29 protein-coding genes are annotated in these 25,274 nt (G+C 72.2%); 17 read left to right on the forward strand and 12 right to left on the reverse strand.

The annotated features are described in order from the left end of the window. The first annotated feature begins 19 nt into the window (after positions 1–19). Together ACZ56L_RS06995 and ygfZ are read left to right on the forward strand one after the other, a co-directional pair. A complete protein-coding gene (locus tag ACZ56L_RS06995) occupies positions 20–472 on the forward strand; it encodes a Fur family transcriptional regulator (RefSeq protein WP_345221351.1) in 453 nt (150 codons plus the stop codon). A gap of 10 nt (positions 473–482) precedes the next feature. Further along, positions 483–1,463, forward strand: coding sequence for a CAF17-like 4Fe-4S cluster assembly/insertion protein YgfZ (ygfZ, locus tag ACZ56L_RS07000; protein ID WP_345221353.1), 981 nt, complete (start codon positions 483–485; stop codon positions 1,461–1,463). Positions 1,464–1,529: 66 nt separating this feature from the next. Here the strand turns inward: ygfZ and dtd are convergent, their stop codons facing one another. Then, the gene (gene dtd / locus ACZ56L_RS07005; RefSeq protein WP_401754793.1) at positions 1,530–1,955 is read right to left on the reverse strand and encodes a D-aminoacyl-tRNA deacylase; all 426 of its coding nucleotides are present in this window, start codon (positions 1,953–1,955) and stop codon (positions 1,530–1,532) included. A 138-nt stretch (positions 1,956–2,093) separates the two neighbouring features. Here dtd and ACZ56L_RS07010 point away from each other — a divergent pair, with 138 nt between their 5' ends. From ACZ56L_RS07010 to ACZ56L_RS07020, 3 genes are all read left to right on the forward strand, one after another. Next, positions 2,094–2,654, forward strand: a complete 561-nt coding sequence (locus ACZ56L_RS07010; protein WP_468691892.1) for an RsiG family protein — start codon at positions 2,094–2,096, stop codon at positions 2,652–2,654. 71 nt (positions 2,655–2,725) lie between these two features. Further along, positions 2,726–3,706 carry an asparaginase gene (locus ACZ56L_RS07015; RefSeq protein ID WP_345221359.1) on the forward strand — a complete coding sequence of 327 codons (981 nt, stop codon included), beginning with the start codon at positions 2,726–2,728 and terminating at the stop codon, positions 3,704–3,706. A 24-nt stretch (positions 3,707–3,730) separates the two neighbouring features. Beyond that, a complete protein-coding gene (locus ACZ56L_RS07020; RefSeq protein ID WP_471062324.1) occupies positions 3,731–5,020 on the forward strand; it encodes a GNAT family N-acetyltransferase in 1,290 nt (429 codons plus the stop codon). Between the two features lie 20 nt (positions 5,021–5,040). On the opposite strand, the gene ACZ56L_RS07025 is transcribed toward ACZ56L_RS07020, so the two are convergent. After that, on the reverse strand, positions 5,041–5,226 hold the full coding sequence (locus ACZ56L_RS07025; RefSeq protein ID WP_345221363.1) for a hypothetical protein: 186 nt from the start codon (positions 5,224–5,226) through the stop codon (positions 5,041–5,043). 235 nt (positions 5,227–5,461) lie between these two features. Between ACZ56L_RS07025 and ACZ56L_RS07030 the strand changes: the two genes are divergently transcribed. Continuing rightward, positions 5,462–6,367 carry a winged helix-turn-helix domain-containing protein gene (locus ACZ56L_RS07030; RefSeq protein WP_401755633.1) on the forward strand — a complete coding sequence of 302 codons (906 nt, stop codon included), beginning with the start codon at positions 5,462–5,464 and terminating at the stop codon, positions 6,365–6,367. 26 nt (positions 6,368–6,393) lie between these two features. On the opposite strand, the gene ACZ56L_RS07035 is transcribed toward ACZ56L_RS07030, so the two are convergent. After that, complete coding sequence (locus tag ACZ56L_RS07035) at positions 6,394–6,588, reverse strand: hypothetical protein (protein ID WP_471062325.1); 195 nt, start codon at positions 6,586–6,588, stop codon at positions 6,394–6,396. A gap of 172 nt (positions 6,589–6,760) precedes the next feature. On the opposite strand from ACZ56L_RS07035, the gene ACZ56L_RS07040 reads away from it, so the two are divergent. The 5 genes from ACZ56L_RS07040 to ACZ56L_RS07060 all read left to right on the forward strand — a co-directional run bounded on the left by ACZ56L_RS07040 (position 6,761) and on the right by ACZ56L_RS07060 (position 12,744). Continuing rightward, a complete protein-coding gene (locus ACZ56L_RS07040; protein WP_468686506.1) occupies positions 6,761–7,648 on the forward strand; it encodes a winged helix-turn-helix domain-containing protein in 888 nt (295 codons plus the stop codon). Beyond that, a complete protein-coding gene (locus ACZ56L_RS07045) occupies positions 7,648–8,382 on the forward strand; it encodes an HAD family hydrolase (protein ID WP_345221369.1) in 735 nt (244 codons plus the stop codon). Before ACZ56L_RS07040 ends, ACZ56L_RS07045 begins: the two co-directional genes overlap by 1 nt. 259 nt (positions 8,383–8,641) lie before the next feature. Beyond that, entirely contained in the window at positions 8,642–9,508 is an 867-nt protein-coding gene (locus ACZ56L_RS07050; RefSeq protein WP_471062327.1) for a winged helix-turn-helix domain-containing protein, read from the forward strand. A 174-nt stretch (positions 9,509–9,682) separates the two neighbouring features. After that, the gene (locus tag ACZ56L_RS07055) at positions 9,683–11,965 is read left to right on the forward strand and encodes an aminoglycoside phosphotransferase family protein (protein WP_345221373.1); all 2,283 of its coding nucleotides are present in this window, start codon (positions 9,683–9,685) and stop codon (positions 11,963–11,965) included. A gap of 116 nt (positions 11,966–12,081) precedes the next feature. Beyond that, complete coding sequence (locus tag ACZ56L_RS07060) at positions 12,082–12,744, forward strand: TetR family transcriptional regulator (protein WP_345221375.1); 663 nt, start codon at positions 12,082–12,084, stop codon at positions 12,742–12,744. A gap of 179 nt (positions 12,745–12,923) precedes the next feature. Here the strand turns inward: ACZ56L_RS07060 and ACZ56L_RS07065 are convergent, their stop codons facing one another. Together ACZ56L_RS07065 and ACZ56L_RS07070 are read right to left on the reverse strand one after the other, a co-directional pair. Beyond that, on the reverse strand, positions 12,924–13,421 hold the full coding sequence (locus tag ACZ56L_RS07065; protein ID WP_471062329.1) for a hypothetical protein: 498 nt from the start codon (positions 13,419–13,421) through the stop codon (positions 12,924–12,926). A gap of 282 nt (positions 13,422–13,703) precedes the next feature. Then, entirely contained in the window at positions 13,704–14,975 is a 1,272-nt protein-coding gene (locus ACZ56L_RS07070) for an MFS transporter (RefSeq protein ID WP_468686516.1), read from the reverse strand. 76 nt (positions 14,976–15,051) lie between these two features. Between ACZ56L_RS07070 and ACZ56L_RS07075 the strand changes: the two genes are divergently transcribed. Next, complete coding sequence (locus tag ACZ56L_RS07075) at positions 15,052–15,420, forward strand: MerR family transcriptional regulator (RefSeq protein WP_345226355.1); 369 nt, start codon at positions 15,052–15,054, stop codon at positions 15,418–15,420. Between the two features lie 91 nt (positions 15,421–15,511). Further along, entirely contained in the window at positions 15,512–16,021 is a 510-nt protein-coding gene (locus ACZ56L_RS07080) for a cupin domain-containing protein (RefSeq protein ID WP_471062331.1), read from the forward strand. A gap of 42 nt (positions 16,022–16,063) precedes the next feature. Here ACZ56L_RS07080 and ACZ56L_RS07085 read toward each other — a convergent pair whose 3' ends face one another. The 4 genes from ACZ56L_RS07085 to ACZ56L_RS07100 form a co-directional block, all read right to left on the reverse strand. Beyond that, complete coding sequence (locus tag ACZ56L_RS07085) at positions 16,064–16,477, reverse strand: VOC family protein (protein ID WP_401754763.1); 414 nt, start codon at positions 16,475–16,477, stop codon at positions 16,064–16,066. Positions 16,478–16,487: 10 nt separating this feature from the next. After that, a complete protein-coding gene (locus ACZ56L_RS07090) occupies positions 16,488–16,928 on the reverse strand; it encodes a helix-turn-helix transcriptional regulator (protein WP_345221386.1) in 441 nt (146 codons plus the stop codon). Between the two features lie 59 nt (positions 16,929–16,987). After that, the gene (locus ACZ56L_RS07095) at positions 16,988–17,692 is read right to left on the reverse strand and encodes a hypothetical protein (RefSeq protein ID WP_471062334.1); all 705 of its coding nucleotides are present in this window, start codon (positions 17,690–17,692) and stop codon (positions 16,988–16,990) included. A 213-nt stretch (positions 17,693–17,905) separates the two neighbouring features. Next, complete coding sequence (locus ACZ56L_RS07100) at positions 17,906–18,736, reverse strand: class I SAM-dependent methyltransferase (RefSeq protein ID WP_471062336.1); 831 nt, start codon at positions 18,734–18,736, stop codon at positions 17,906–17,908. A gap of 62 nt (positions 18,737–18,798) precedes the next feature. On the opposite strand from ACZ56L_RS07100, the gene ACZ56L_RS07105 reads away from it, so the two are divergent. The 4 genes from ACZ56L_RS07105 (at position 18,799) to ACZ56L_RS07120 (ending at position 21,273) form a co-directional block, all read left to right on the forward strand. Beyond that, a complete protein-coding gene (locus tag ACZ56L_RS07105) occupies positions 18,799–19,398 on the forward strand; it encodes a TetR/AcrR family transcriptional regulator (RefSeq protein WP_468686526.1) in 600 nt (199 codons plus the stop codon). Between the two features lie 240 nt (positions 19,399–19,638). Continuing rightward, a complete protein-coding gene (locus tag ACZ56L_RS07110; protein ID WP_345221395.1) occupies positions 19,639–20,049 on the forward strand; it encodes a helix-turn-helix domain-containing protein in 411 nt (136 codons plus the stop codon). Between the two features lie 24 nt (positions 20,050–20,073). Next, complete coding sequence (locus ACZ56L_RS07115; protein WP_471062338.1) at positions 20,074–20,697, forward strand: hypothetical protein; 624 nt, start codon at positions 20,074–20,076, stop codon at positions 20,695–20,697. Between the two features lie 237 nt (positions 20,698–20,934). Beyond that, positions 20,935–21,273 carry a DUF2516 family protein gene (locus ACZ56L_RS07120; RefSeq protein ID WP_345221399.1) on the forward strand — a complete coding sequence of 113 codons (339 nt, stop codon included), beginning with the start codon at positions 20,935–20,937 and terminating at the stop codon, positions 21,271–21,273. On the opposite strand, the gene ACZ56L_RS07125 is transcribed toward ACZ56L_RS07120, so the two are convergent. The 3 genes from ACZ56L_RS07125 to ACZ56L_RS07135 form a co-directional block, all read right to left on the reverse strand. Then, positions 21,255–22,598, reverse strand: a complete 1,344-nt coding sequence (locus tag ACZ56L_RS07125; protein WP_471062340.1) for a PP2C family protein-serine/threonine phosphatase — start codon at positions 22,596–22,598, stop codon at positions 21,255–21,257. The genes ACZ56L_RS07120 and ACZ56L_RS07125 overlap by 19 nt on opposite strands. 268 nt (positions 22,599–22,866) lie before the next feature. Continuing rightward, on the reverse strand, positions 22,867–23,835 hold the full coding sequence (locus ACZ56L_RS07130; protein WP_468686947.1) for a C40 family peptidase: 969 nt from the start codon (positions 23,833–23,835) through the stop codon (positions 22,867–22,869). A 463-nt stretch (positions 23,836–24,298) separates the two neighbouring features. Then, on the reverse strand, positions 24,299–25,141 hold the full coding sequence (locus ACZ56L_RS07135; RefSeq protein WP_471062342.1) for a class I SAM-dependent methyltransferase: 843 nt from the start codon (positions 25,139–25,141) through the stop codon (positions 24,299–24,301). Positions 25,142–25,274: the final 133 nt, after the last annotated feature.

Genomic DNA, 25,274 nt, shown 5'->3' on the forward strand with positions numbered 1-25,274 from the left:
GCTGCCTACACTGGGCGGCGTGGTGAGCACCGACTGGAAGAGTGATCTGCGGCAGCGCGGTTATCGGCTGACACCGCAGCGGCAGCTTGTGCTGGAAGCGGTGGACGCGCTGGAGCACGCGACGCCCGACGACATCCTGGGCGAGGTGCGCAAGACCGCTTCCGGGGTCAACATCTCGACCGTCTACCGCACCCTGGAGCTCCTGGAGGAGCTCGGGCTGGTCAGCCACGCGCACCTCGGGCACGGCGCGCCGACGTACCACCTCGCCGACCGGCACCACCACCTCCACCTCGTGTGCCGGGACTGCTCCGACGTCATCGAGGCCGACGTGGAGGTCGCCGGGGACTTCATCGCCAAACTGCGGGGCGAATTCGGGTTCGAGACCGATATGAAGCACTTCGCGATCTTTGGCCGGTGCGCCGGCTGCACGGCGGGGACCACGGCGGAGAAGGGCTCCCCGGCCGAGTCGTAGGCTGGGTGGTATGCAGTCGAATTCACCGAGCAGCCCCCTCCTCTCCCTGCCCGGCGCCGTCCCCGCCGAGGGACGTGACGAGGGCGTGGCCGCGCACTACGGGGATCTGTTCCGCGAGCAGCGCGCGCTCGCCGGCGGGTCGGGTTTCGTGGACCTCTCGCACCGGGGGGTCGTCGCCGTCACCGGTTCCGACCGGCTGAGCTGGCTGCACCTGTTGATCACCCAGCACGTCACCGAGCTGCCCGCCGGGCAGGCCACCGAGGCGCTGGTGCTCACCGCCAACGGGCACGTCGAGCACGCGATGTACCTGGTGGACGACGGCGAGACCGTCTGGATGCACGTCGAGCCGGGCACCCGGGGCGAGTTGATCGCGTACCTGGAGAGCATGAAGTTCTTCTACCGGGTCGAGGTCCAGGACCGGACGGACGACTTCGCGGTCGTCTGGCTGCCCGCCGGGTCGATCGCCGAGGCGCCGGACGGTGTGGTCGTACGGGAGACCGCGTACGGGCGGGACCTGTTCCTGCCGCGCGCCGACCTGGAGAAGTTCGCCGCCGGGCACGGGCCCGCGGCGGGCGTGCTGGCGTACGAGGCGCTGCGGGTGGAGGGGCGCCGGCCCCGGCTCGGGTTCGAGACCGACCACCGGACCATCCCGCACGAGCTGGGATGGATCGGCAGCGCGGTGCACCTGCAGAAGGGCTGCTACCGGGGGCAGGAGACCGTCGCCCGCGTGCAGAACCTCGGGAAGCCGCCGCGCCGGCTGGTCTTCCTGCACCTGGACGGCAGCGAGGTCCTGCTGCCGCCGTCGGGGACGCCGGTGCGGCTGGCGGCCGACGGCCCGGACGGACGGCAGATCGGCTTCGTGACGACGTCCGTGCGCCACCACGAGCTCGGGCCGATCGCGCTCGCGCTGGTGAAGCGGAACGTGCCGGTGGACGCCGAGCTCATGGCGGGGGACACGGCGGCCGCCCAGGAGGTCGTCGTCGAGCAGTAGGACACTTCGCGGCCCGGATGTCCCACTTTCCGGGCCCGGAGGTCCCTCCGCTCCGATTCTCCGGGCCTAGACGTCCAGCAGCACCGTGAACGGCCCGTGGTTGGTCAGCGACACCCGCATGTCCGCTCCGAACCGGCCCGTCTCCACCGTCGCCCCCAGCTCCCGCAGCCGCGCCACGACCTCCTCGACCAGCGGCTCGGCGACCTCGCCGGGGGCGGCGGCGTTCCAGGTGGGGCGCCGGCCCTTCCTGGCGTCCCCGTACAGGGTGAATTGTGAAATCACCAGGAGCGGGGCGTTCACGTCGGAACAGGACTTCTCGCCCTCCAGGATCCGCACCGACCACAGCTTCCCGGCCAGTTGCGCCGCTTTCTGCGGGGTGTCCTCGTGGGTCACTCCCACCAGGACACACAGGCCCTCGCCGACGATCTCCCCGACCGTCTCGCCGCCGACGACGACGCTCGCGCCGTCCACTCTCTGCACCACAGCTCGCATGCCGACCATGATGCCCGCCCGCGATCCCCTCCCCCGTGCAAGGGCCATACGGGTGCAGTGCGCCTGCGTGGGAAGCGGCAGGAGTGGCACGATGCGTGGCAAGGCGGTGCGCCGCACCGTTCGAGGGGACGGACACTCATGAGCATTTCTGGCGCCGGGCACACGGTTCACGGCCACAGGGCCGGTGATCGAGGGGTGCGCGACGCACTGCCCGCACTTCCACCGCTCGACCTCGGGGCCCTGGGCCTGCCCGAGCTGCGCATCCTGCGCCAGGGCGCGCAGAGCGACGAGGCCGACCTCAGTTACGTACGGCGGCTGCTGCACGGCCGCATCGACATCCTGCGCGCCGAGCTGGCCCGGCGGGGCGGGCCCATGACGCCCGTGGTGGAGCGGCTGTCGGAGATCCTCGCCGACACCCCCTCCGCCCACCGTTCCTCCGCCCGGCACGTGACGCTGTCCACACCGCGCAACGAGGAGTACACGCGGCTGGCCGCCGAGATGCTCGCGGAGGTCGAGCTGTCCGACCTCGACGCCCGGACGGACGCGGAGCTGCACGCGGGAATGGACCGCCTGATCGGCTACGAGCAGCAGGTCTCCCGGCAGCGGCAGGCCCTCCAGCGCACCGCCGACGATTGCAGCGCGGAGATCGCCCGCAGGTACCGTGAAGGCGAAGCACAAGTAGACGATCTGCTCCATTGAGGTCCTGACCGGGCGATCCCCGGCCGGCCCCGATCGCGGGCGGGTCCCTGTCCGGAAGGCCCCTGTCGACGATGACGACCTCCACCGCCCCCGCTGCCGGCCCGGCCCCTGTCATACCCCCGGTCCTCGCCGAAGTCGTCCGATCCGGCTTCGTCGAGGGCCACCACCGGGGTTCGCTGGTGGTGCTGGCGGCCGACGGCAGCACGGAGCTCGCCCTCGGCGACGTCACCTCCCCCGTCTTCCCCCGCTCCAGCAACAAGCCCATGCAGGCCGCCGCCGTGCTCCGGGCGGGCCTGGACCTGTCCGGCGAGCGTCTGGCGCTGGCCGCCGCGAGCCACTCCGGGGAGGGCTTCCACCTCGCTCTCGTGCGCGAGATGCTCAGCGAGTACGGGCTCACCGACGCCGACCTCCAGACGCCGCCGGACCTGCCGCTGGACCCCGTCGAGGCCGAGGCGTACCTGGCCGCCGGGCACGTCCGCGACCGGGTCACCATGAACTGCTCCGGCAAGCACGCCGCGATGATCGCCGCCTGCCGGCTGAACGGCTGGGACACCGCCGGCTACCTGGACCCCGCCCACCCCCTCCAGCAGCTCGTCCTGGCGGGCGTGGAGCGCGCGGCGGGCGAGCGGGTCACGGCCGTGGGCACGGACGGCTGCGGGGCGCCGCTGATGGCGATCAGCCTGGCCGGCCTCGCCCGCGCCTTCCGGCACTTCGTCCTCGCCGACGAGGGCACCCCCGAGCGCCGGGTGGCCGACGCGATGCGGGCGCACCCCGAGTACGTGGCGGGCACGAGGCGCCCCGACACCTGGCTGATGCGGGCCGTGCCGGGGGCCCTGTCGAAGATGGGCGCGGAGGCCGTGCAGGCGATGGCGCTGCCGGACGGGCGGGCCCTCGCCTTCAAGATCGACGACGGTGCCGGGCGGGCGCTGGGGCCGGTCCTGGCCAGGGCGCTGCGGCTGCTGGGCGTGGACGGCGAGGTGGTGGCCCGGATCGGGGACGCGCCGCTGCTCGGCGGGCCGGTGAAGGTCGGGGAAATCCGGGCGACATTCTGAGCGGGGCGTGCTTAGCGTGGGCGCATGAGCGCCCACGCCGATCTTTCCGCTGCCGCCGACTCCCCTGACGTACGAGTGCTGACCGAGGCCGACTTCCCGGACTGGGCCCGTGCCACCAACACCGGGTTCCTGCGGGCCGCCGCGTACACCGAGGAGGATCTCGCGCTGCGGCTGTCGCGGACCGACCTCTCGCGGGCGCGGGGGGCGTTCGACCAGGGGCGGTGCGTGGCGACGTACCGCTCCTTCGCCCAGCAGCTCACAGTGCCCGGCGGGCAGTTCGTGCGGGCCGACGCGATCTCCGCGGTCACCGTCGCGCCGACGCACCGCAGGCGCGGACTGCTCAGCCGCATGATCCGCGCGGACCTCGCGGAGGCGAAGGAGCGGGGGGACGTGGTGGCCACCCTGATCGCCGCCGAGTACCCGATCTACGGACGCTACGGCTTCGGGCACGCCACCTCCACGAACGTCTGGGAGATCGACACGCACCGCACGGGCCTGGACCCCCGCTGGTCGGGCCCCGAGTGCGGCGGCCGGATCGAACTGGTCGACGGCGAGGAGATCCGCAAGGCGGGCCCGGAGCTGCACGAGCGGTTCCGGGCGGAGCGGCACGGCGCGATCGACCGCGACGAGCACTGGTGGCAGGCGCGTACGGGCCTGACCGCGTACTCCTTCGACCCCCAGCCGCCCGCCTTCTACGTGGTCTACCGCGCCCCGGCCTCGCGCGGCGGGCAGGTGGAGGGGCTGGCGGCGTACCGGGCGGACGACACGTGGGGCGACGGCAAGCAGCCGCTGAACACCGTGCACGTGGACCACATGATCGCCACCAGCCCCGCGGCCGAGCGCGCGCTGTGGCACTACCTGTGCTCGATCGACTGGGTGGCGAAGGTGCGGACCGGCTACCGCGCGCCGGACGACCTGCTGCCCGACCTGCTGGTCGATCAGCGGGCGGCGACCGTGGTGACGTCGGCGGACTGGCTGTGGGTGCGGGTGCTGGACGTCGTACGGGCGCTGGAGGCCAGGACCTACGAGAAGAGCGGGACGGCGGTGCTGGAGGTGGCGGACCGGCTGGGCCTGGCGGGCGGACGCTTCCGGCTGACGGTGTCGGAGTTCGGTACGGCGACCTGCGAGCCGACGGCCGAGGACGCGGAACTCCGCCTCGGCGCCCGGGAGTTGGGGGCGCTGTACCTGGGTGGGCGGTCGGCGCTGCGGATGGCGGCGCTGGGTGAGGTGTCCGAGGAGGTGGCGGGGGCGGCGGCCCGGGTGGACGGGTTGTTCCGGACGGCGCGTCAGCCGTGGTGCCCGGACATCTTCTGAGGGTTCTCGCCCCTGCGGCGTCAGCCGAGGGCGGACTGGCCGAGGAAGACCAGGGCCACGGCGCCGATGCTGATGCAGGTGGTGTTCTTCGTCTTGACGCCGACGGTCAGGAAGCCGAGCGCCGCGGCGCCGAGCAGACCGTACTGCTTCTCGACCACCTCGCTGAGGAGGTAGGCGCCGAGGGCGAGGAAGACGATGAGCGGCATGGGGATCACTCCAGACGGTGGTCGGGGTGGCGGCCCGTTGGCCGGTCGGTACGGGCCGTACAGCCAGGCTGGTGGAGGGGCGGACGATCCTGGTGTCACTGCGAACCATCCCGGTGGAAGCGAAACCACCTTGTACGAGTTGGTGGCCAACTCTTCTGAAGTTGTCCCCATGCACCAAGAACCTTTAACCAGGTCCGTCAACAACTCCCGTTAGATGGTGTGAAGTTGTAGTGTTCTGGTTGTGAGCACAGTCGGCGCCGCGATGAACGGCCGGAAGAGGTCACCCCGAGACGTGGCCGATGCGCTGCGGGCCCGGATCAGAACCGGGGAGCTGCGGCCGGGAGACCGCATGCCGACGCAGGCCCAGTTGGCGGAGGAGTACGCGGTGGAGCGCGGCGCGGTGCGCCAGGCGCTCCGCATCCTGGTCGAGGAGGGGCTGCTGACCAACGTGACCAAGGGCTCCCCGGCGACGGTCGCGGGCGACGCGCCCGCCGCGCTCGGCGCGAGCGTCGCCTCGCCGCCGCAGCCCACCATGGTCGCCCTCGGCTCACGGATCACGGAGGCCTTCGAGGCCGACCACGTCGAGATCGACGCCCTGTGCCTGACGGCCGTCTCGCTGACGCTGGGCTTCGGGGAGGCGCTGCGCCGGGTGCACGAGGGCCGGGTGCGGCCGTCCAGGATCACCGTGCGGGTGCTGCTCCCCAGCCGGAACATCGACCTGGCCTTCCCGACGCCGGTCGCGGACGGCAACGACCCCCGCCCGCACGGCCGTTGGCTCTCGCAGCGCAACGCGCAGGGGCAGGTGCTGCTGCACAACCTCCGCAGCCTGCGCCGCTCGCACGGCATCGACGTGAACGTGACCTTCCGGGCGCTCCCCTTCACTCCCCCCGTGAAGCTGTACCTCCTCAACGGCACGGAGGCCCTCTTCGCGTACTACATGATCACGAAGCAGGAGGAGCAGTTCGAGCAGGACCGCGAGCCCCTGGAGATGTACGACACGGTGGGCACCCGGTCCATGCTGTTCCCCTTCGACCGGCAGGCGGGCGGGGAGCGGGACCGGACGTTCGTGGAGCAGTCGCAGTCGTGGTTCGACGCGATCTGGAACACGATCAGCCAGGATCTGGACCTGGCTGCCAACTGAGCGCGAGTCGGCAGCCGGGCTGCTCCCTAGGCGGCGGCGACGGGCGCGAGCACCGCGAGCGTGAGGAGGGCCGCACCGACGCCCGCGCAGGCGGGGCTCTTGGCCTTCGCCCCGATGCATGTGAGCAGGACACCGATGGAGCCGGGGGCCCCGTAGCGCCACTCGACGAACCTCTCGAATCCGATGACGAAGACGGCGGAAAGCAGCAGCAGAGCAGGCATGGGGTCCCTCCCTCGGGAATCACCGGCGGTACGGGCGGCGGGGAGGCGACGCTGCCTCAGCCAAGTGTGCCAAGTGGCAACCAACTCAAGGGAGTTGTCCCCACTTGGTCGCGATCCATAAACAACTGAGCGACAACTCCCGTCAGATGGCTGTGAGTTATACCGTTGTGGTGTGAGCGAGTTGAGCAGTCCGGGAAGCGGTGGCAGGCGGACGTACAGGGAAGTGGCCGACACCCTGCGCGACCGCATCCGAAGAGGCGAGATCAAGGCCGGCGAGCCGATGCCGACACAGGCGGCGCTCGTCAAGGAGTTCTGCGTGGAACGCGGCACCATCCGCCAGGCCCTGCGCGTCCTCCACGCGGAGGGCCTCCTCACGGAGGCGACGCGGGGTGCGCCGGCGAGGGTGGCGGCCGCCTCCCCGGTGACGGCGGAGGGCGACCCCCGGGGCGGCAGTCCGCAGCCCACGCTGAGCGCGCTGGGACCGCGGCTGGCACGGGCCTTCGAGGCGGAGGAGGTCCGCGTCGACGCGTTGAGCCTGACCTCGGAGTCGCTGCTGCTGGCGATCGCGGACCCCCTGAAGCTGATCCACGAGAACCGTCTGAAGCCGGCCTCCGTCACCGTCCGCATCCTGCTGCCGGCCCGCAACATCGAGCTGGCCTTCCCCCGCGGCGTCGAGCCGGACGAAGCCCGGCTGGTCCACCACCGCTGGCTCCAGCAGCGCAACGCGCAGGGGCAGGTGCTGCTGCACAACCTCCGCAGCCTGCGCCGCTCGCACGGCATCGACGTGGACGTGACCTTCCGGGCGCTGCCCTTCACCCCGCCCCTGAAGCTGTACGTACTGAACGGCGCCGAGGCGCTTTTCGCGTACTACAAGGTCATCAGGCGCCAGGAGGAGATCGGGGACACCAACCTGGAGATGTACGACGCGCTGGGCGCGGAGTCGGTCCTCTTCGCCTTCGACGCGGAGACGGGGCTGCGGGACGCGGCCTTCGTCGAACAATCCGCGAAGTGGTTCGACGCGCTCTGGAACACCGTCACCTCGGACCTGACACTCTCCTAATGGCCTCTGAAACCACAGACCTCGAACAGGCGGCGCCGGTGATCGAGCGGGCAGCACAGGCGATCACCGGCGCCACCTGCGTCCTCTTCGACTTCGACGGCCCGATCTGCGGGCTCTTCGCGGAACACCGCGCGCACGACATAGCCGACCGGCTGATCGCCTGGCTCGCCCGCCGGGGCCTGGCGGTCCGGATGCCGCAGGAGGACCGGCAGGACCCGCACGCCGTGCTGAGAGCGATCGGGGACAGCCACCCCGACTCCGGGCTGGTGCGCGAACTGGAGGCGGCCCTGACCGACGAGGAACTGCGGGCCGCGCGGACGGCCGCGCCGACGCCGCACGTCGACGACCTCATACGCGAGTGGTCGGCACGCGGCACCCCGCTGGCCATCGCCACCAACAACTCCCCCCGGGCGGCCCACGCCTACCTCTCCCAGCGCGGCCTCGCCCCCTGCTTCGACCGCCACGTCTACGGCCGCACCGCCGACCTGGACCGCCTCAAGCCGGACCCGGACTGCCTCAACCGCGCACTGCGGGCGCTGGACGCGGACCCGGCGAAGTCCCTGATGATCGGCGACACCCCGTCCGACCTGGAGGCGGCCGGCCGCGCCGGGGTGGCCTTCCTGGGCTACGCGAAGGACGCACGACGGGTGACACGGCTGAGGGAGGCGGGCGCGGAGGCGGTGGTGGGATCGTTGGGGGAGGTGCTGGAGCTCATCGGGGGTTCTGCCGGCTGAGCAGCAGGACTCCGACGACCAGGCCGAACAGGAAGACCTGGCCCTCGTGGAACCGGGCGAGTTCATCGGCCAGAAGGATGAGGAAGTTCACGGGAATCGTCCCTCTCCGGTCGACTCTCGGTCCAATTGGGCTGGTCGACCTGACTGGCTTCTTTCCGGTTGGGCTGATCGACTAACGGACCGCACCAATATCCTTTTCCTGGACCACAGTTGGGCCGCAGTTGGGTTGCATCCGGTCGCCCGGAGGTACGTTTCCACCGTGACGAATCCTTCGGGCGGCGACGGCGGCGGTGAGGTCTTCCGGCGTGTCGCCGCGCAGTTGCGCACGGCCATGTCCGACGGCACGTACACGGTGGGCTCCCTGCTGCCGCCGCAGCGGGAACTGGCCGAGCGCTTCGGGGTCGCCAAGGACACCATCCGGCGGGTGATGAACGAGCTGGCCGGCGAGGGCTGGATCGAGGGGCGGGTCGGCAGCGGGACCCGGGTGGTCAAGGTGCAGCGGGTGCACCCCGGACAGTCGGGAGGCCCGGGGCTGCTGCGTACCGTCGTGGGGGAGACGTTCGCCGCCGACCACGTCACGATGGATGTCTTCAGCCTGACGGCGGAGACCCTGAGCGGGCACCTGGCCGAGCAGGTGCGACGGGTGCGCGAGGGGGAGATCTCCCCCAGCAGCATCAAGGTGCGCCTGCTGCTTCCCGACGCGCAGATGCAGATGCCGTACCCGAGCCCCAAGGACGGCCCCGGCGACGCCCGGCTGGCGGCCCGGATGCACGAACTCAGCGCGCTGCACAGCGAGTTGATCCGCACCAGCCTGGAAGGGCTGCGGCGCGAGCGGCTGGTGGCCGAGGTGTCGGAGGAGATCAGGCGGGTTCCGCTCACGCCGCACGCCAAGCTGTACCTGTTCAACGGGACGACCGCGCTCCAGGGTTACTACAAGATCGTGGAGCGGCGCATCGAGCTGGCGGACGGCGAGGAGCTGGACACCATCGACGTACTGGGGCTGCGGGCGATGCTGTTCCGGTACGTGAAGGACGGCGACCCGGCCTCGCTCGGGTCGGTCTTCGTCGCGGACTCCCAGGAGTGGTTCGACTCCGTCTGGGACCTGCTGGCCGTCTCCGACGCGTAGTCCCGTCGCACTCCCGTCGGGCCGTCGGCCGCCCGTGCCCCCGGGAGCGGTTCCCGTTCATCTCAACGACGTACAGACCGTCTGCCAATCGGGTAACACGGCGCGCTCAAACCCCTTCCGGCCACTAATGTGTCGCGTCTTGGACTTCACTGTGCGATACGCCGGGAGTGGCTTGTGCAAGGTTCCCCCGCCACGGTCTTCGGCACGCACGCCCCCGCCGTGCCCCGGACGCCGAAACCCTCGGCCCCCAAGCCGACGGCGCCCAAGCCCGCCTGGGTGCACGTCTATCCGGCGTTCGTCGACTCCGCGATCCGCCGGGGCGAGGTGAGTGGCGGGTTCCACAACCGGAACTACCTGGCGCCGCTCACCGAGCCGATGGCGCGGGCGGTCGGCAGGCCCGCCGGGGAGACCGTGACGGTGCGGCTGCGCGAGCGGGAGGCGCTCTCCGTCGTCATCAGGACCTGGGAGGACGAGACCCAGATCCTGGACGCCCTGCGCGGCGTCCTGCCGGACGTACCGCGCTGCCTGGCCAAGGCCGGAAGCTCGACGGTCCTCAGCTATGTGGAGGGCGTGCCGCTCTCCAGCATCTGCCAGAACGGCAAACCGGTCGACCATCTGCTGGTGGAGGCGCTGGTCGATCAGCTCGCGCAGATGGCCAGGATCGGTCAGAGCAAACTCCCCAGGCTGCCGACGGGCTGGCCCCGGGACCGGCAGAGCCGCGCCTTCCTGCGCCATCTGGCACTGCTGACCGACCGGCACGTCCGTCGGCCCAACTGGGCCGAATTCGGCGGTCTTTTCGCCGCGCTGGGCATTCCGGCGGACTCCATGGCAGGTTTCGCGGGCCGGGTGCCGCCCATGGTGCCGCGGCCCTTCGGCCTGCTCCACACCGACCTGCACCGGGACAACGTGATCGTCTCCTACGTCGCGGCCCCTCCGCTGATCTTCGTGGACTGGGAACTGGCGACGCTCGGCGATCCGCTGCACGACCTGGCGACGCATCTGGTGCGGATGCAGTACCCGCCCTCCCAGCAGGACGAGGTCAAGCAGGTCTGGGCCCGGGCGATGGAGGCGCGGCGCCCGGAGGCGGCCCGGGGGCTGGAGACCGACCTGCGGCACTACCTGGACTTCGAGCGCGCCCAGTCGGTCTTCCCGGACGTCATGCGTGCCGCGCGCTCGCTGGGGGCCGCCGGCGCGCCCGCGGACCTGCGCGAAGCGGCGGAGGCGGTGGTACGGGCCATGGAGGCGGCGCGGGAGCCGTTGCGCCTGTCGGGCGTGCCGGACGTCGTGGGGGCCGCGCAGATCCTGCGGCGCTGGCACATGGCCCGCATGGAACAGGCCGGGCAACGGACGCGGGGACCGTTCGCCGGGGTGGTCACGGCATGGGTGAACGCGGAGGAGTTCCCCGACGAGGACGCGGCTCGGGAGACGGTGGCCGACACCCTCGTGGCCGAGGGCGCGGCCTACTCGGAGCGCGTCTTCAAGGGCACCGGGCACCTCAACACGGTGGTGGACGTGCGGGGCAGGAGGCTGGTCGTACGCCGCCGGCTGCGCTCGGCGGCCCGGCGCGAGCAGTGCTTCAACGACGAGTCGGAGGTGCTGCGGGCCGTCGCCCGGGTCGGGGCGGTCCGGGCGCCGAGGCTGCTGGCACTGGGGGAGAGCGCCCCGTCGGACGCCTTCGCCGTGCTCACCTACTCCGGGACCTTCGGCGGTTCTCCCTCGCACCCGGTCGACGGACTGTCGCCGTACGAGGCCGACGACCTGGTCGACCAGCTCGCCGCGCTCACCGAGGTGGACGTCGACGGGATGGAGCCGCGGCTCCCGCCGGGGGCCTTCTACCGGTGGCTGTGCGACCAACTGGTGGAGCTGGTCGCCTCGCTCCCGCCGGAGTCGCTCCGGCTGGCCCGCGAACTGGGGCTGCCGGACGCGGCCCTGCTGCGGGGGCTTCTGCTACGACGCAGCGTCACCCCTCGGGCCCCGGTGCTGCTGCACGGCGACCTGAACCCCTGGAACCTCGTCCGGGGCCCGCAGCTCGGCCAGCTCGAGGTCATCGACTGGGAGATGGCCGTGGCCGGTGACCCCCTCTACGACCTGGTGCGGCACCTCCACCTGACACCGCACCAGGGCGAGATCCGGCAGCGCATGCTGAACCGCTGGGCGGACGCGCTGCGCAAGCGGTCCCCGGAGTACGCGGCCGGCTGGGCGGGCGACGTGCACACCTACCGGTGGATCGAGCTGGTCCGCTCGGCCTACGTGGACCTCGACAGGCTGGTCACGGGCGCGAGCCTGGACGCCCCCAATGTGCGCCGGGCGGTGAACGCGTACTCCATGACCCTGCGCGCTGCCACGGAGGCACTCGGGCTGGGCCACGCGCGCGTGCAGAACCCGTACCTCGCCCTGGTGCTGACGCGAGGCGAACACGACGGCCCGCGTATCGGCGGCCGGGGGGCCACGTGCTGAATCGCCCGCCGGGGCGGGCGTGACGGGGGCCGGCGGGTCGGCGCGTGCCACTGCGTAAGCCGTACGCAGAACTAGGATGACCGTCGAGCCGGGACGGGTGAGCGAGGGGGTGTGCGGTGAGCGGGCTGCGGGAGCTGAAGAAGCAGCGGACGTACGAGGCCATCTCGGACGCGGCCGTGCGGCTGTTCCTGGAGCGGGGCTTCGACGCCGTGTCGGTGGCGGAGGTGGCCGCCGCCGCCGAGGTCTCCAAGCCGACGCTGTTCCGGTACTTCCCGGCGAAGGAGGACCTCGCGCTGTACCGGTTCGCCGACCACGAGGACGAGTCGGCGCGGGTCGTGCGGGCGGGCCGGGCAGCGGGGGTCGGGGCGCTCGACGCGCTGGAGCGGCATCTGCGGGAGCGGCTGGCCGCGCGGGACCCGATCACCGGGCTGTGCGACGACCCGGGCGTGCTCGCGTACCAGCGGATGCTGTACGGGACGCCGAGCCTGGAGGCCCGCCTGTTCACCTACCTGCGCCGGTCCGAGGCGGCTCTCGCGGAGGAACTGGGGGAGGTGCTCGGGGCGGGAGTGCGGGCACGGGTGGCCGCCGGGCAGATCGGGGTCGTCCTGCGGGTGCTCGCGCTGGAGAACTGGCGGCGGATCGAGGCGGGGGCGAGTGCGGACGCGGTGCACGAGATGGCCGTGGAGGAGGCGGGGACCGCGTTCCGGCAACTGCGGGAAGGGCTGGACCTGGACCTGGGAGCGCCGCGTCGCGCCTCCTCGCCCGGCCCCCGCGCCTGATCGCCCAGCTCCCTCGCCCCGCCCCCCTCCGCACATGCTCCGCGAACCTCCGTGTTCGGCACCTGTCCCTTCGGCGGCAGCCGGTGATGCGCGCGTTCGCGGTGCCGCTGTCGGCGGGGCCGGGGGGTGCGTCCCGAAGGGAGGGCCCGCGTCGCGCGCGGGCCCTCGGACGGGGTCGGTCAGCAGGGGCGCAGCGAGTAGACCGGCGCCCAGTCGGCCGTACCGCTGCTGTAGGCGGTGGAGGTCCAGAGCTGGTTGCCGGACTTGCCGTAGAAGCGGGCGACCGTGCCGGAGGTCTGGTTGTTGATCCACGGGCCGGTGCCGTACCAGTTGGAGACGGTCCAGGTCTGGCACTTGTAGTAGTTGAAGACGGTGCCGCGGACCTCCATGCAGAGGTAGCCGTAACGGCAGGTCAGTTTGACGTTGACGCCCTTGGCGTCCTTGTCGGCCCTGGTGGCGGTGAAGCCGCCGTAGTCGATGGTCTTCGCGTCGACCTGGCGGCCCTGGGCGGCGACGTCCGCGCCCATCACCGAGGCGACGGTCGCCCGCACTTCGCCGAGGCCGCTTCCGGCCGCCGGCCCCTGGGCGGTGGCCGTGCCGCTGGTCATGCCGAGCAGTGAGGCCGCCAGCAGTGTGCCCGCCGCCACCGCCGTGCCGACGCGCTTCATCGGGTTCATCCGGTCCCTGCCTTTCGGTGTGGTCCTGCCCGCCGGTGCGGGCGATGACGTGACCGCCTACAGCTCAGCAGAGGGACCGTTCTGGTGACTAGATGGGCTTTTCGGCCAATTGCCGGATGTGCCCGAATCGGTCAACCGTCGTCATGTTCCGGTCAGTTCCGGTTCCGAGTGGAACGCGCGGCGGCGCCGAGCGCTCCGGGGGAGGCGCTCGACGTCGGCATGGGTGCGGGGCAGGACGCGCGGGGCCGGTTCGCCGTCCGTTCGCCCGGCCGAAAGTGCGGCTCAACCTGCGCTTTCCGTACGGCTCTTGGGGAAGCCGTGCCTCCGGGCGACCAGCACGATGACCAGGACGGGCGCCAGCAGGACCAGCACGCTCCACGGGAAGGAGGCCGGTCCGAGCAGCCCCAGCAGGATTCCGCCTACGACTCCGCCGGCCGCCATCGCGGCGTTCCAGAGGGTGACCAGCACGGCCTGCGCGGCATCGGCGTGCTCGCCGGCCGCATCGCCCGCGGCGGTCTGGAGGAGGGTCGGCGCACCGCCCCACCCCAGGCCCCACAGCGTCACCGCGACGTACACCACGGCGGCGCTGTCGGCCAGGAGCGCGAGGAGGGCGGCGGCGAGGGCGACGAGCAGGATGCCCGCGATCATCAGGCTGCGCAGGCGGCGGTTGATCTGCGTGCCGACCGCCCAGATGCCGACCAGTGACGCCGCGCCGAAGACGAGCAGGACCAGGTCGACGGAGTCGCCCATGCCCAGTTCGGCGAGGAAGGCGGCGACGAAGGTGTAGAGGACGGTGTGCGCGAGGACGAAGACGAGGGTGACCAGGAGGACGGGCGTCACGCCGGGCGCCCGGAGGGCGGGCATGACGCCGGGTACGCGGAAGACGCCCGGCGTCCCGGTCCCCTCGGCCGTGACGCGCGGCGTGCGGGCCCGGCCCGGCTGGTCCGGCACGATCGCCGCGATCCACCCCAGCAGGGCGACGGTCAGCCCCGTCATCGCCAGGAACGCCACCTGCCAGCTCAGCGCCTCGCCGAGGAAGGTGCCGGCGGGGACGCCCAGCGAGAGGGCCACCGGGATGCCCGCCATCGCGACGGCGATCGCCTTGCCCTGGAGGTGGGCGGGGGCCAGTCGACGGGCGTACCCGGCGAGCAGGGCCCAGGCGAGGCCCGCCGCCACTCCGGCGAGGAAGCGGGCGGCCATCGTGAGGGTGTGGTCGGTGGAGAGCGCGGTGACCGTGTTGGCGGCGGCGAACCCGGCCATCGAGGTCAGCAGCAGCCGCTTGCGCCGCCAGCCGGCGGTGGCGGCGGACAGCGGGATGGCGGTGAGGGCGGTGCCGAGGGCGTAGACCGTGACCGTCTGTCCGGCGGCGGATTCGCTGACGCCGAGGTCGGCGCTCATCGCGGGCAGCAGGCCGGCGGGCAGGGTCTCGGTGAGGCTGGTGACGAAGACGGCGGTGGCGAGGGCGAGCAGGGCGGCGAGGGGAAGCCGTGCGGCGGGTTCCGTGGTGGGTTCCGGCGTGGCCCCAACTGGCTTTGTGGCGTGTGCGGTTGTCATGCCCGTATGCTCGAACCCTTACATTGGTGTGAAGGTCAACGCGACGATCTGTGAGGTGGGTCACATGGCCGGCGGCATGCGTATCGGCGAACTCTCGGAGCGCACCAACACCCCCCGCAGGATGCTCCGTTACTACGAGGAACAGGGCCTGATCGCGGCCGAGCGCACGGCCAACGGCTACCGCTCGTACGACGAACGCTTCGTGGACCGGGTCGCCCAGATCCGCGGCCTGCTGGACGCCGGCCTGCCCACCCGCATCATCCGCCAGATCCTCCCGTGCCTCGACAAACCCCGCACCATCCACTTCCCGGACGCGACCCCGGAAATGCTGAGCACGCTGGAGACGGAACTCGCGCGGATGCAGGCGAGAGTGGAGTGCCTGCAACGCAACCGGGACGCGATCGCGGAGTACCTGGAGGCGGTGCGCCCGAGGGCCGAGGCATGAGCGAGGCGCACGGACCCGCCAGGATTGACCCCCCGAACTGCCCCTGAAATGAACCCGGTACGGGGTCTTTCGGCTGCCTAGGGTTGTCCTCATGAACACCACGCAGACCCGCACCGAAGCCCCCCGCCCCCTCCTCACCCGCGCCGCCACCGCCGAGACCACCAGCGACCCGAGCAGCGTGATGACCCTCCTCGCCGACTGCGGCACGGACGGCAGCCCGGTCACTTCCTACCGGTCCACCTTCGCCGCCGGCGCGGTCGGGGCCCCCGCCCACTTCCACACCCGCGCCTCGGAGATGTTCTTCGTAGTCGGCGGCTCGCTCCGGGTCCTCCTCGACGAGACCGTCGAGACCCTGCACCAGGGCGACTTCCTCATCGTCCCGCCGCGCACCCCGCACGCCTTCGCCGCCGCACCGGGCTCCACCGCCGACGTCCTCTTCGTCTTCACGCCCGGCATGCCGCGCTTCGACTACCTGCGCCTGCTCAACCGCGTCGTGCGCGGCGAGGCGAGCCCGGACGAGATCAAGAACTCCTCCGAGCTCTACGACAACCACTACGTCGACAGCCCGGTCTGGCGCGCGGCCCTCGAAGCGTCCGAGTGAGGCCGCCGGGAACCGGGCCGGGGCGTTTCCGGCGGGGGCGGGCTACTTGGCCTGCGTGAAGCGGATCATGTTGCCCGCCGGGTCGCGGAACGCGCAGTCGCGGACGCCGTACGGCTGGTCGACGGGCTCCTGCACGACCTCGCCGCCCGCCCGCCGCAGCTTCTCGAAGGTGGCGTCGCAGTCCGGGGTCGAGAAGATCACCCCGCGCAGGAAACCCTTGGCGAGCAGTTCGGCCATGGCCCTGCGGTCGGCGGCCGGGGCGTTCGGGTCGGCCAGCGGGGGTTCGAGCACGATCTCGACGCCGCCGGGCTCGTCGGCAGAGCCCAGCGTCACCCACCGCATGTCCTCGTAACCGACGTCGTTGCGCACGGCGAGGCCGAGGGCGTCGCGGTAGAAGGTGAGCGCCTTGTCGTGGTCGTCGACGGCGATGAAGCACTGGGAGAGGCTGATGTCCATGGCGTCGACGTTACGGCGACGCCCCGCCCGGCGCTTCTCCAGAACTGACCGCTTTCCCGCGCCGCCCGCCCGGCCGCGTGACCACCTTCTCCACACACGCGGGGACGAACCCCCGCGCCCCGTGCGACCTGGCCCGGTACGCGCTCGGCGACTCTCCGACCAGCTCCGTGAACCGCGAGCTGAAGGACCCGAGCGACGTGCACCCCACCTCGAAGCAGACCTCCGTCACGCTCAGGTCCCCACGGCGCAGCAACGCCTTCGCACGCTCGATCCGGCGGGTCATGAGGTAGCTGTACGGAGTCTCCCCGTACGCGGCGCGGAAACTGCGCGAGAAGTGCCCCGGCGACATCAGCGCGGCCTTCGCCAGGGCGGGCACGTCCAGGGGCTGCGCGTAGAAACGGTCCATCGTGTCCCGCGCTCGCCGCAGCCGCGCCACATCCTCCAGATCCACGTGTTCCAGCATGGCACGGGGCACCGACAACGGCCGCCCGCTCCCGTGCCGGCCCCGTACTACAGGTCGTGCAGCCACACCCGCAGCGGGCCGATCGGTTCGAAGCCGTGGCGGAGGGCGGCGGCGAGGTCCTCGCCCTGCTCGTAACCGACCACCGGCAGGGCGGGGAGGAGCGAGCCCACCGCGTGCAGCACGGCGGGCCAGGCCGCCGCCGGACTGCCGAAGACATTGGAGACTCCGGCCACCCGGTCGCTGCGGCTGACCACCGCCCCGGCGGCCACACCGCCCCCGGCGTCCCGTACGGCGACCACGAAGGTGTCCGGGTCGTCGAGCAACTCGGCCCGGAACAGGTCCGCGTTGCCCGCCCCTCCGTCCCAGGCCAGCGCCCAGGCGAGCAGCTCCTCCGGGCTGTCCGCCACCTGCCAGGACAACTCCGGCGCGGGGACGGCCGCCCCGGCGGGGCGATGGATCCACTGCGCCTCGAAGAGCACCCCGAAACCGCTCCCCGCCAGGTCGAGATCGGCGAAGCTGTCCTTGACGGACGCGCCGGGCGCTGCCGTGTCGATACGGGAGACAAGCGCTTCCGGCACGACGTGCGGGGCCAGCGTCACCGCGTCGGGGTAGTAGAGCGGCGTACGGGCGGGGGCGGACCAGGCACGGTCTCCGAACTCGCCCGCCAGGCCGTGCGAGCGGCTCATCGCCGCACACCATGCGGCGTTGTTGCGGGCCGCGGCCAGGACCAGGTGCTGCTGCGATGTCGTCACCGCCGGATCATGGCGCTTCCGGCACGTCCCGTCGAACGATTTCACCCTGCCCTGCGCTGCCTGCGGATGAGCGGGATGGGCAAGGGGGCCGGAAAGTGGGACAGATCGGCGGACCGATGTCCTACTTTCCCGCAGGCAACCGCCTCTGTCCGAGGCGCCGGTGCCGGACCCGCCCGCCCGCACCCGGCGAGGCCCGGCATCTGCGGCGGTGGTTCAGGCGGCAGGGGAGCGGGTCGAGGTGATCACGACCGAGGTGTAGGGCACGGTGACGTGGCCGCCGAGCCCGTCGATTGCGGACCCGGCACTGTGCAGGACCTCCGCCAGTCGGTCCGCGGGGAGTTGGGTGAGGCCGCCGAAGGTGGGGAGCTGGTCGAGCCACTCCGCCCGGGAGTAGGTGCGCTGCCAGGTGAAGTGCCACTGTTCCGGCTCGCTGAACCTGCCGGACTGCCGGATGCCGTCGGCGATCCTCGCGAACAGCGGCTGGTAGGCCTCCACGGCCGAGTCCCGCAGCAGGCCGGGGTTGAACGGGGAGCCGGGGGCGACCCGTCGGAGTGCTCCGGCGAGGGCGTCGATCATCTCGGCCGGAAGCTGCGGGACGTGGTGGAAGGGGGCGAGCCGGCCGCCGGGGCGGAGCACCTGTGCCGCCTTGGCCGCGCCGACGACGGGGTCCACCCAGTGCCAGGCGGTGCCGGCGACGACCGTGTCGAACTGCCGCCCGGCCGGCGGCCAGTCCTCAAACCTGGCGACCTCGACCTCGACACCGCTGCGTCGCGCGAAGGCGGCCATCCGCTCGTCGGGCTCGACACCGAGCACGGTGCACCCGGCGTCCTGGAACTGCCGGGCCTCGATGCCGGTCCCGGCCCCGACGTCGAGCACGCGCCGACCGGGACTCGCCATGACGATCCTGTCCACCAGGGCCTGGGGATACGGCGGTCGGGCGCGGTCGTAGCGTTCGGCGTCCACTCCGAACGACTCGGCCGTCCGCCGGTGGCGGTGGGGCTCGGGGCCGGACCCGTCCGACTGTCCCCGCGCTAAAATGGGCATGCGCCCACCCTAATGGGCGGTTGCCCACTCACGGAAGCGGGCAGCACGGAAAAAGGGAGACCATGCCGTCAGGGGTGCACATCCACAACGTGCGCGGCCAGTTGTTCGAGGCCGCCGAGCGGGTCCTGCTTCGGGACGGGCCCGACGCGTTGACCAGCCGGGCGGTCACGGAAGAGGCGAACTGCGCCAAGGGCGTGCTGCACCGGCACTTCACCGACTTCGACGCCTTCCTGGCGGAACTGGTCCTCACCCGCGTCCGCGGCATCGAGGACCGGACCACGACGCTGCGCGCGGCCACCGGCACCGGGAGCGTGGTGGACAACCTCGTCGACGCGCTGGAGGACCTGTTCGGGCCGGTCACGGTGGCGATCGTCGCGCTCATCACCTTCCGCGACGGCCTCCGCGCCCGGCTGCGCGAGGCCGGCCTGACCGGCATCCCCCTGGTCGTGCAGGGCACGGCCATGATCGCCGCGTACCTCACCGCCGAGCGCGAGTCGGGCCGTCTGGCCGCTGCCGCCGACATCGACACCCTGGCCCCCACCCTGGTCGGAGCCGGCCACCTGCTGTTCGCCGACCGGACGAGCGCCCCACCGCAGCCCGACACCGTCCGCAAGATGGTGACCACCGTCATGGCCGACGCCTTGCGTCCGGCCCGGCCGTGACCCGAGAGCCCGGGGTCCGTGTCGGCCCGCCCGCCCTTGCCCCAGGAGCCCTTCGGCCTGTCTGACGGCGACCTCGATGATCGTGCTCAGTGATCTGCGGCCGGTACTCGGCGGGGGCGCTTGCGGCGGAGGGCGGCGGTGCGATCCGGCGATGGCCCGGGCCGCGGCGGGCTCCGTGGCGTGGACCACTTTTGCAAGCGGATGCTTGCAAAAGTTAGCGCAGGGGTGCACCATCGAGGCATGGCTTCACTGAACGTCGGCAACCTCGGGGAGTACCTGCGGGAGCAGCGCCGCAACGCGCAGCTCTCGTTGCGGCAGCTCGCCGATGCGGCCGGGGTGTCCAACCCGTACCTCAGCCAGATCGAACGTGGCCTGCGCAAGCCCAGCGCGGACATCCTCCAGCAGCTCGCGAAGGCGCTGCGGATCTCCGCCGAGACGTTGTACGTGCAGGCCGGAATCCTCGACGAGAAGGACCGGGACGAGCTGGAGACGCCCGCCGTCATCCTGGCCGACCCGCTGATCAACGAGCGGCAGAAGCAGGTGCTGCTCCAGATCTACGAGTCCTTCCGCAAGGAGAACGCGGCGGAGAGTGCGAACGAGGACGCCCCCGGCGACCGCGGTTCCGGCAGTGAAGCGACACCCTCACACTGAATGCGATCCGGGAGGACCCCAGTTATGGCCATCAGCGATGACCTGCGAAAGACCCTCACCGACCCCACCCCCCTCTACTTCTTCGCCGGCACCGCCGACCTCGCCGCGCGGCAGGCCAAGAAGCTCGCCGACGAGGCGCCGGAGCGCTTCGAGAAGGTGCGCCAGACCGACCCGAAGGTCGTCCAGGAGAAGGTGACGTCGCAGGCCAAGGGCGCGCAGGCCACCCTTCAGGCCAAGTTCTCCGAGGTCGTCGGCTCCTTCGACACCGACCTGAAGAAGCTGGGCGAGACCGCCCAGGACCTCGCCCTGCGCAGCGTGGGCGTGGCCGCCGAGTACGCGGTCAAGGCGCGTGAGACGTACGAGAGGGTCGCCGAGCACGGCGAGCAGGCCGTGAAGCAGTGGCGCGGCGAGGCCGCCGAGGAGATCAACGAGATCGCCGTCGCGGTCGAGCCGGACCCGGAGCCGAAGCCGGTCGTGGAGCCCGAGCCGGTCGTGAAGGCCGAGCCGGTCGTGGAGGCCGAGGCCGGCGTCGTCGGCGGGGCCACGGCCGAGGACGCCCAGGGCAAGAAGACCCCGGCGCCCCGCAAGGCCGCTGCCAAGAAGGCGGGCCCGGCCGGTGGGCTCGCCGGGGCGACCGAGGAGAAGTAACAGCCCGGTTCACGGACCGGACACGACGGGCCGCGTCGCCGCGAGGGCGTCCGGCCCGTCGTTTCGGTACCTTGGGCAGGGCCATCACGCAGGGCGTTCGCGCAATGCGCTCGCGCAGTGCGTTCGCGCGGCCCGTTCGTGTGGCGCGTCCGCGCGGGGCCATCGCGCAAGCCGGTCGCGCGAAGCGGTCACGCGGGGCGTTCACCAGGCGGTCAAACCGATGAGGCGGTGCTCGAAATGTTGCGTACGGGATTCGATGCCACGTTGATGTTCGTGGTCGGCTGGGTCTTCCTCATCACGGCGGTGGTCGCGCTCGTCATGGCGGCGACCGCGCGGGCGGACGCCTACCGGGCCGCGGACAAGCAGTCCAAGAACTTCTGGCTGATCATCCTCGGCATCACCGCGGTGGTGAACCTGCTGGTGCCGATGCTGTTCCTCCAGATCGCCGGCCTGGTCGCGTCGATCGTCTTCCTGGTGGACGTGCGTCCCGCACTCCGCCAGGTCTCCGGCGGCGGCCGGCGCAGCGGCGGCAGCAGCAGCGACGGACCGTACGGGCCCTACAACGGCGGCCGCTGAACCCTGCCGCCCGTCTCGCCGCGGTCCCGGTCCAGGAGCAACAGGGCGACGTCGTCGGTGAGTTCGCCGCCGTTCAGCTCGCGGACGCGCGTCATGGCGGCTTCGAGCAGCTCGTCCCCGCGCAGGCCGTCCGCCAACTGCCGGTTGATCATCGCGACCATGCCGTCCTGGCCGAGCCGCCCGGGGCGGCCCGAGCCGTCCGGGCCCGCGATCTTGCCCTCGATCAAGCCGTCCGTGTACATCAACAGGCTCCAGGCCCCGCCCAGTTGCACCTGGCTGCGCGGCCAGCGGGCGTGCGGCAGCAGGCCGAGCGCCGGGCCGCCGCCGTCGAACGGCATGAGCTGCGCGAGCTGCCCCTGCCGGGCGATCAGCGGCGCGGGATGCCCGGCCAGGCACAGACCGGCGCGGCGGCCGTCGGGGGCGATGTCGACCGTGCAGAGGGTCGCGAAGATCTCCTCGCTCTCGCGCTCGTGCTCCAGGACCCGCTGGAGGGTGGAGAGCAGCTCGTCCCCGCACAGGCCCGCGAAGGTCAACGCCCGCCAGGCGATGCGCAGTTCGACGCCGAGTGCCGCCTCGTCGGGGCCGTGGCCGCAGACGTCGCCGATCATCGCGTGGACCGTGCCGTCCGGGGTGCGCACGGTGTCGTAGAAGTCGCCGCCGAGCAGCGCCCGGGAGCGGCCGGGGCGGTAGCGGGCGGCGAACTTCAGGTCCGAGCCTTCGAGGAGCGGCGTGGGCAGCAGTCCGCGCTCCAGGCGGGCGTTCTCCTGCGCGTGCAGCCGGGACTCGGCCAGTTTGTACGAGGCGGTGTCGGCGCGCTTGCGCTCCACCGCGTACCGGATGGCCCGGCTCAGCAGCCGCCCGTCGAGCTCGTCGCGGAACAGGTAGTCCTGCGCCCCGGCCCGTACCGCGTCGGCGGCGTGCTCCGGGCGGTCGGACGGGGTGAGCGCGAGCACCGCGTGGTGCGGGGCCATCCGCAGGACGTCGTGCAGCGCGCCCAGCGCGTGGCCGGGCTCGGCGCACTCGGGGCACTGGCCGCAGCCGGGCAGCGCCAGATCGAGCAGGATGCAGTGCACGTCGTCGGTGAGCAGACGGGCGGCCTCGGTGAGGTTGCGGGCGGTGCGCACCCGGACCCGGCCGCCGTTCGCGGTGTCCCGGTCGAGCAGGTCGGGGACGGCGACGGCGTCGGCGGGGTCGTTCTCGACGACCAGCAGCGTCAGGTCGGCCGGCTGCTGGGGCGTGGAGTGCTCGGCGGGTTGCGAAGAGCCGCCCCGTCCGTCGCTCTCCACGGCGGGCACTGCTCTCTGCCGCGGTATGGGTACGGGCATCGGTTCGGTTCCTTCCCTCCCCCCGAGGGCGGTGGGACGCCGGGCGACGCCCCGCCAAACGGGGACCTTAGCGGTACCCGGCGGACGAGCGGAATGCCGTTCACGAATCCGCCCGGGTCATATGCCGGGAGTTTTCACCGCTTGCGGCCCGGCATGACCGGGTTCCGGCGGGGGCCCGAGGGCGGTCGCCGCGAACCCGTTCCCATGACAAAGATCACGCGCTCCCAGGGGTGGGAGCGCCCGCCCCGGCGAGGAGCGGGTCCCCGCCTCAGCCGGGCCGTACGACCCCCAGGATCGGCATCGAGCCGGCGCCCGCCACCGTCACGTTCCGCCCCGGGCGCGGGGCGTGGACCATCGAGCCGTTGCCCAGGTACATCGCGATGTGGCTCGCGTCGGAGAAGTAGACGATGAGGTCCCCGGGCCGCATCTGCGACACCGGCACCCTCGGCAGCAGCCGCCACTGCTCCTGCGAGGTCCGCGGTATCCCGCGCCCCGCCGCTCGCCACGCCTGCTGGGTGAGCCCCGAGCAGTCGAAGGCGTACGGGCCCTCCGCGCCCCACACGTACGGGTCGCCGAGCTGGGCCATCGCGTAGTCCACGGCCTGCTTGCCCTGCTGCGTCGCCGCGCCGCCGCCTCCCCCCAGGGCCCCGGAACCCACCCAGGCGGACTGCGCGCGCTGCTGGGCGTCGCGCTCCAGCTCCAGCAGCCGGTCGCGGTCCTTGCCGGCCAGCCGGGACTCGATCTTCTCGGCGGCGTCGATCTGCTTCTTGATCTCCTTGCGTGCCTTCTCCTTGTTCTTGCGGTTCGCCTCCAGCCTGGTCCACTGGGTACTGGCGTCCTTGGAGTAGGTGCGCAGGTCCTCCTGCGTGCGGTGCAGCTCGTCCAGCATGTTCTTGACCGCCGACTGCCCCTGCTGCATGCGGCCCGCGCCGCGCAGGAAGAGGTCCGGGCTCCCGCTCAGCATCAGCTGCGCGCTCTGCGGCACCCCGCCCGTACGGTACTGGGCGCGGGCCTGCGCGCCGAGCCGGTCCTTCAGCTCGTTGATCTTCCGCTCGCCGGCCACGATCGTCCGTGCCAGCTTCACGATCTCGCCGGACTGCCCCTGCGCCTGGTCCTCGGCGAGGTTGTAGGCGTCGGTGGCGACCGCGGCCTTGCGGTAGAGCTCGTCGATCTCTCTCCGTACCTGTTCGAGACTCGCGTCCCCACCGGGGGCGGGCGGCGGCTCGGGCACGGCCATCGCCTGGCCCGGCAGTACCAGCACACTCAGCGCGCAGGCCAGCGCGAGGGCGGTCGTGACACGAAGACCGCCGGCCCTGCTGTCCGCGGCACGGCTGCTGCTGCGGCGTCGGTACACGAGCTCCCCCCGGAACGAGTTCCGTGCCCGGTCCCTGCGACCGGCACGACATCTGATTTACCGTCAGTAACCTGGCGACTCTGCCGAGATGCTGCCACGCCCGCCGCGAAAGCGACAGAGGCCGCAACAGCGTCCCCTCACAACCCCCGAGAACCTTCCGGCCCTTCCCTGCACATCCCGTCCGACGAACGAGATCGAAATCCCGTTCCCCGAAAAGCTCCCCGCGGCGAAAAGTCCCGCGTTATTCACCGGTACGTGGCGTTCCGGGCCGCTGGTGCGTGGTGTTCCGCGTCCATCGGTACGTGGCGTTCCGGGCCGCCGCGGCGCCCCGGCGCACCCCGCCCCCCTACCCCCACCCCATCGGCGCCAGCGCCTCCCACCGCACCGTGACCTCCCCCTGCCGCCAGCGCCGCTCCCCGTCCGCCGGGGCGTGCCCGGTGGGGGAGTGGGGGCCGGTCACCGGCCAGTCGGCGGCCAGGTCCCGTACCGCCCGCACCCACCGCTGCCGCGCCCCCAGCGAAGCGAACGGCGCCGCCGCCGCCCAGGCCCGGTCGAAGTCCCGCAGGAATGCGTGCACCGGCTCGCCCGGCACGTTCCGGTGGATCAGCGCCTTCGGCAGCCGTTCCGCCAGGTCCGACGGCCGCTCCAGCGACGCCAGCCGCGCCGCGAACGTCACCGTCCGCGGCCCCTCCGCCCCCAGCGCCACCCACACGTGCCGCCGCCCGATCTCGTCACAGGTCCCCTCGACCAGCAGCCCGCCCGGGGCGAGCCGGCCGCGCAGCCGCGCCCAGACGGCGGCCACCTGCTCCTCGTCGTACTGCCGAAGGACGTTGGCCGCCCGGATCAGCATCGGCCGCCGCCCGCCGTCGAGCGGCACCTCGAAGCCCCCGTGCCGGAAGGTCAGCCCGTCCCGCTCGTACGGCCTCGCCGCCGCCACCCGCGCGGGCTCGATCTCGACACCGGTCACTTCCACCCGCGGCGCGGCCGTCCGCAGCCGCCCCAGCAGCTCCACCGCCGTCCAGGGCGCGGCCCCGTACCCGAGGTCGACGGCCACCGCCCCGTCCGTGCGCCGCAGGGCCTGCCCGTGCACGGCGGCGATCCAGCGGTCCATGCGCCGCAGCCGGTTCGGGTTGGTGGTCCCGCGGGTGACGGCGCCGACGGGGCGCGAGGAAGCGGTGCGGGAGGCCATGGACGAAATCCTAAAGCGCGCGGAACGCGCCGACCCGTACGGCAATGATTTGGCAAAGTGGAAATGGAACAGAACGTTCCGCTGTTCTCGACCTTCGGAAGGGCGGCACCGCCCCCCTTCGGCATGCCCGCGC

This window comes from Streptomyces sp. NPDC039736 (genome assembly GCF_055596485.1).

What these genes read in the sequence shown, in the direction of transcription:
- ACZ56L_RS07105 (WP_468686526.1), top strand. Translation starts at nt 18,799, where the DNA reads ATGCCGTCAGGGGTGCACATCCACAACGTGCGCGGCCAGTTGTTCGAG.
- ACZ56L_RS07020 (WP_471062324.1), top strand. Translation starts at nt 3,731, where the DNA reads ATGAGCGCCCACGCCGATCTTTCCGCTGCCGCCGACTCCCCTGACGTA.
- ACZ56L_RS07010 (WP_468691892.1), top strand. Translation starts at nt 2,094, where the DNA reads ATGAGCATTTCTGGCGCCGGGCACACGGTTCACGGCCACAGGGCCGGT.
- ACZ56L_RS07070 (WP_468686516.1), bottom strand. Translation starts at nt 14,975, where the DNA reads ATGACAACCGCACACGCCACAAAGCCAGTTGGGGCCACGCCGGAACCC.
- ACZ56L_RS07085 (WP_401754763.1), bottom strand. Translation starts at nt 16,477, where the DNA reads ATGGACATCAGCCTCTCCCAGTGCTTCATCGCCGTCGACGACCACGAC.
- ACZ56L_RS07120 (WP_345221399.1), top strand. Translation starts at nt 20,935, where the DNA reads ATGTTGCGTACGGGATTCGATGCCACGTTGATGTTCGTGGTCGGCTGG.
- ACZ56L_RS07100 (WP_471062336.1), bottom strand. Translation starts at nt 18,736, where the DNA reads ATGCCCATTTTAGCGCGGGGACAGTCGGACGGGTCCGGCCCCGAGCCC.
- ACZ56L_RS07025 (WP_345221363.1), bottom strand. Translation starts at nt 5,226, where the DNA reads ATGCCGCTCATCGTCTTCCTCGCCCTCGGCGCCTACCTCCTCAGCGAG.
- ACZ56L_RS07035 (WP_471062325.1), bottom strand. Translation starts at nt 6,588, where the DNA reads ATGCCTGCTCTGCTGCTGCTTTCCGCCGTCTTCGTCATCGGATTCGAG.
- dtd (WP_401754793.1), bottom strand. Translation starts at nt 1,955, where the DNA reads ATGCGAGCTGTGGTGCAGAGAGTGGACGGCGCGAGCGTCGTCGTCGGC.
- ACZ56L_RS07065 (WP_471062329.1), bottom strand. Translation starts at nt 13,421, where the DNA reads ATGAACCCGATGAAGCGCGTCGGCACGGCGGTGGCGGCGGGCACACTG.
- ACZ56L_RS07015 (WP_345221359.1), top strand. Translation starts at nt 2,726, where the DNA reads ATGACGACCTCCACCGCCCCCGCTGCCGGCCCGGCCCCTGTCATACCC.
- ACZ56L_RS07130 (WP_468686947.1), bottom strand. Translation starts at nt 23,835, where the DNA reads ATGGCCGTGCCCGAGCCGCCGCCCGCCCCCGGTGGGGACGCGAGTCTC.
- ACZ56L_RS07115 (WP_471062338.1), top strand. Translation starts at nt 20,074, where the DNA reads ATGGCCATCAGCGATGACCTGCGAAAGACCCTCACCGACCCCACCCCC.
- ACZ56L_RS07080 (WP_471062331.1), top strand. Translation starts at nt 15,512, where the DNA reads ATGAACACCACGCAGACCCGCACCGAAGCCCCCCGCCCCCTCCTCACC.
- ACZ56L_RS07125 (WP_471062340.1), bottom strand. Translation starts at nt 22,598, where the DNA reads ATGCCCGTACCCATACCGCGGCAGAGAGCAGTGCCCGCCGTGGAGAGC.
- ygfZ (WP_345221353.1), top strand. Translation starts at nt 483, where the DNA reads ATGCAGTCGAATTCACCGAGCAGCCCCCTCCTCTCCCTGCCCGGCGCC.
- ACZ56L_RS07110 (WP_345221395.1), top strand. Translation starts at nt 19,639, where the DNA reads ATGGCTTCACTGAACGTCGGCAACCTCGGGGAGTACCTGCGGGAGCAG.
- ACZ56L_RS07075 (WP_345226355.1), top strand. Translation starts at nt 15,052, where the DNA reads ATGCGTATCGGCGAACTCTCGGAGCGCACCAACACCCCCCGCAGGATG.
- ACZ56L_RS07045 (WP_345221369.1), top strand. Translation starts at nt 7,648, where the DNA reads ATGGCCTCTGAAACCACAGACCTCGAACAGGCGGCGCCGGTGATCGAG.
- ACZ56L_RS07135 (WP_471062342.1), bottom strand. Translation starts at nt 25,141, where the DNA reads ATGGCCTCCCGCACCGCTTCCTCGCGCCCCGTCGGCGCCGTCACCCGC.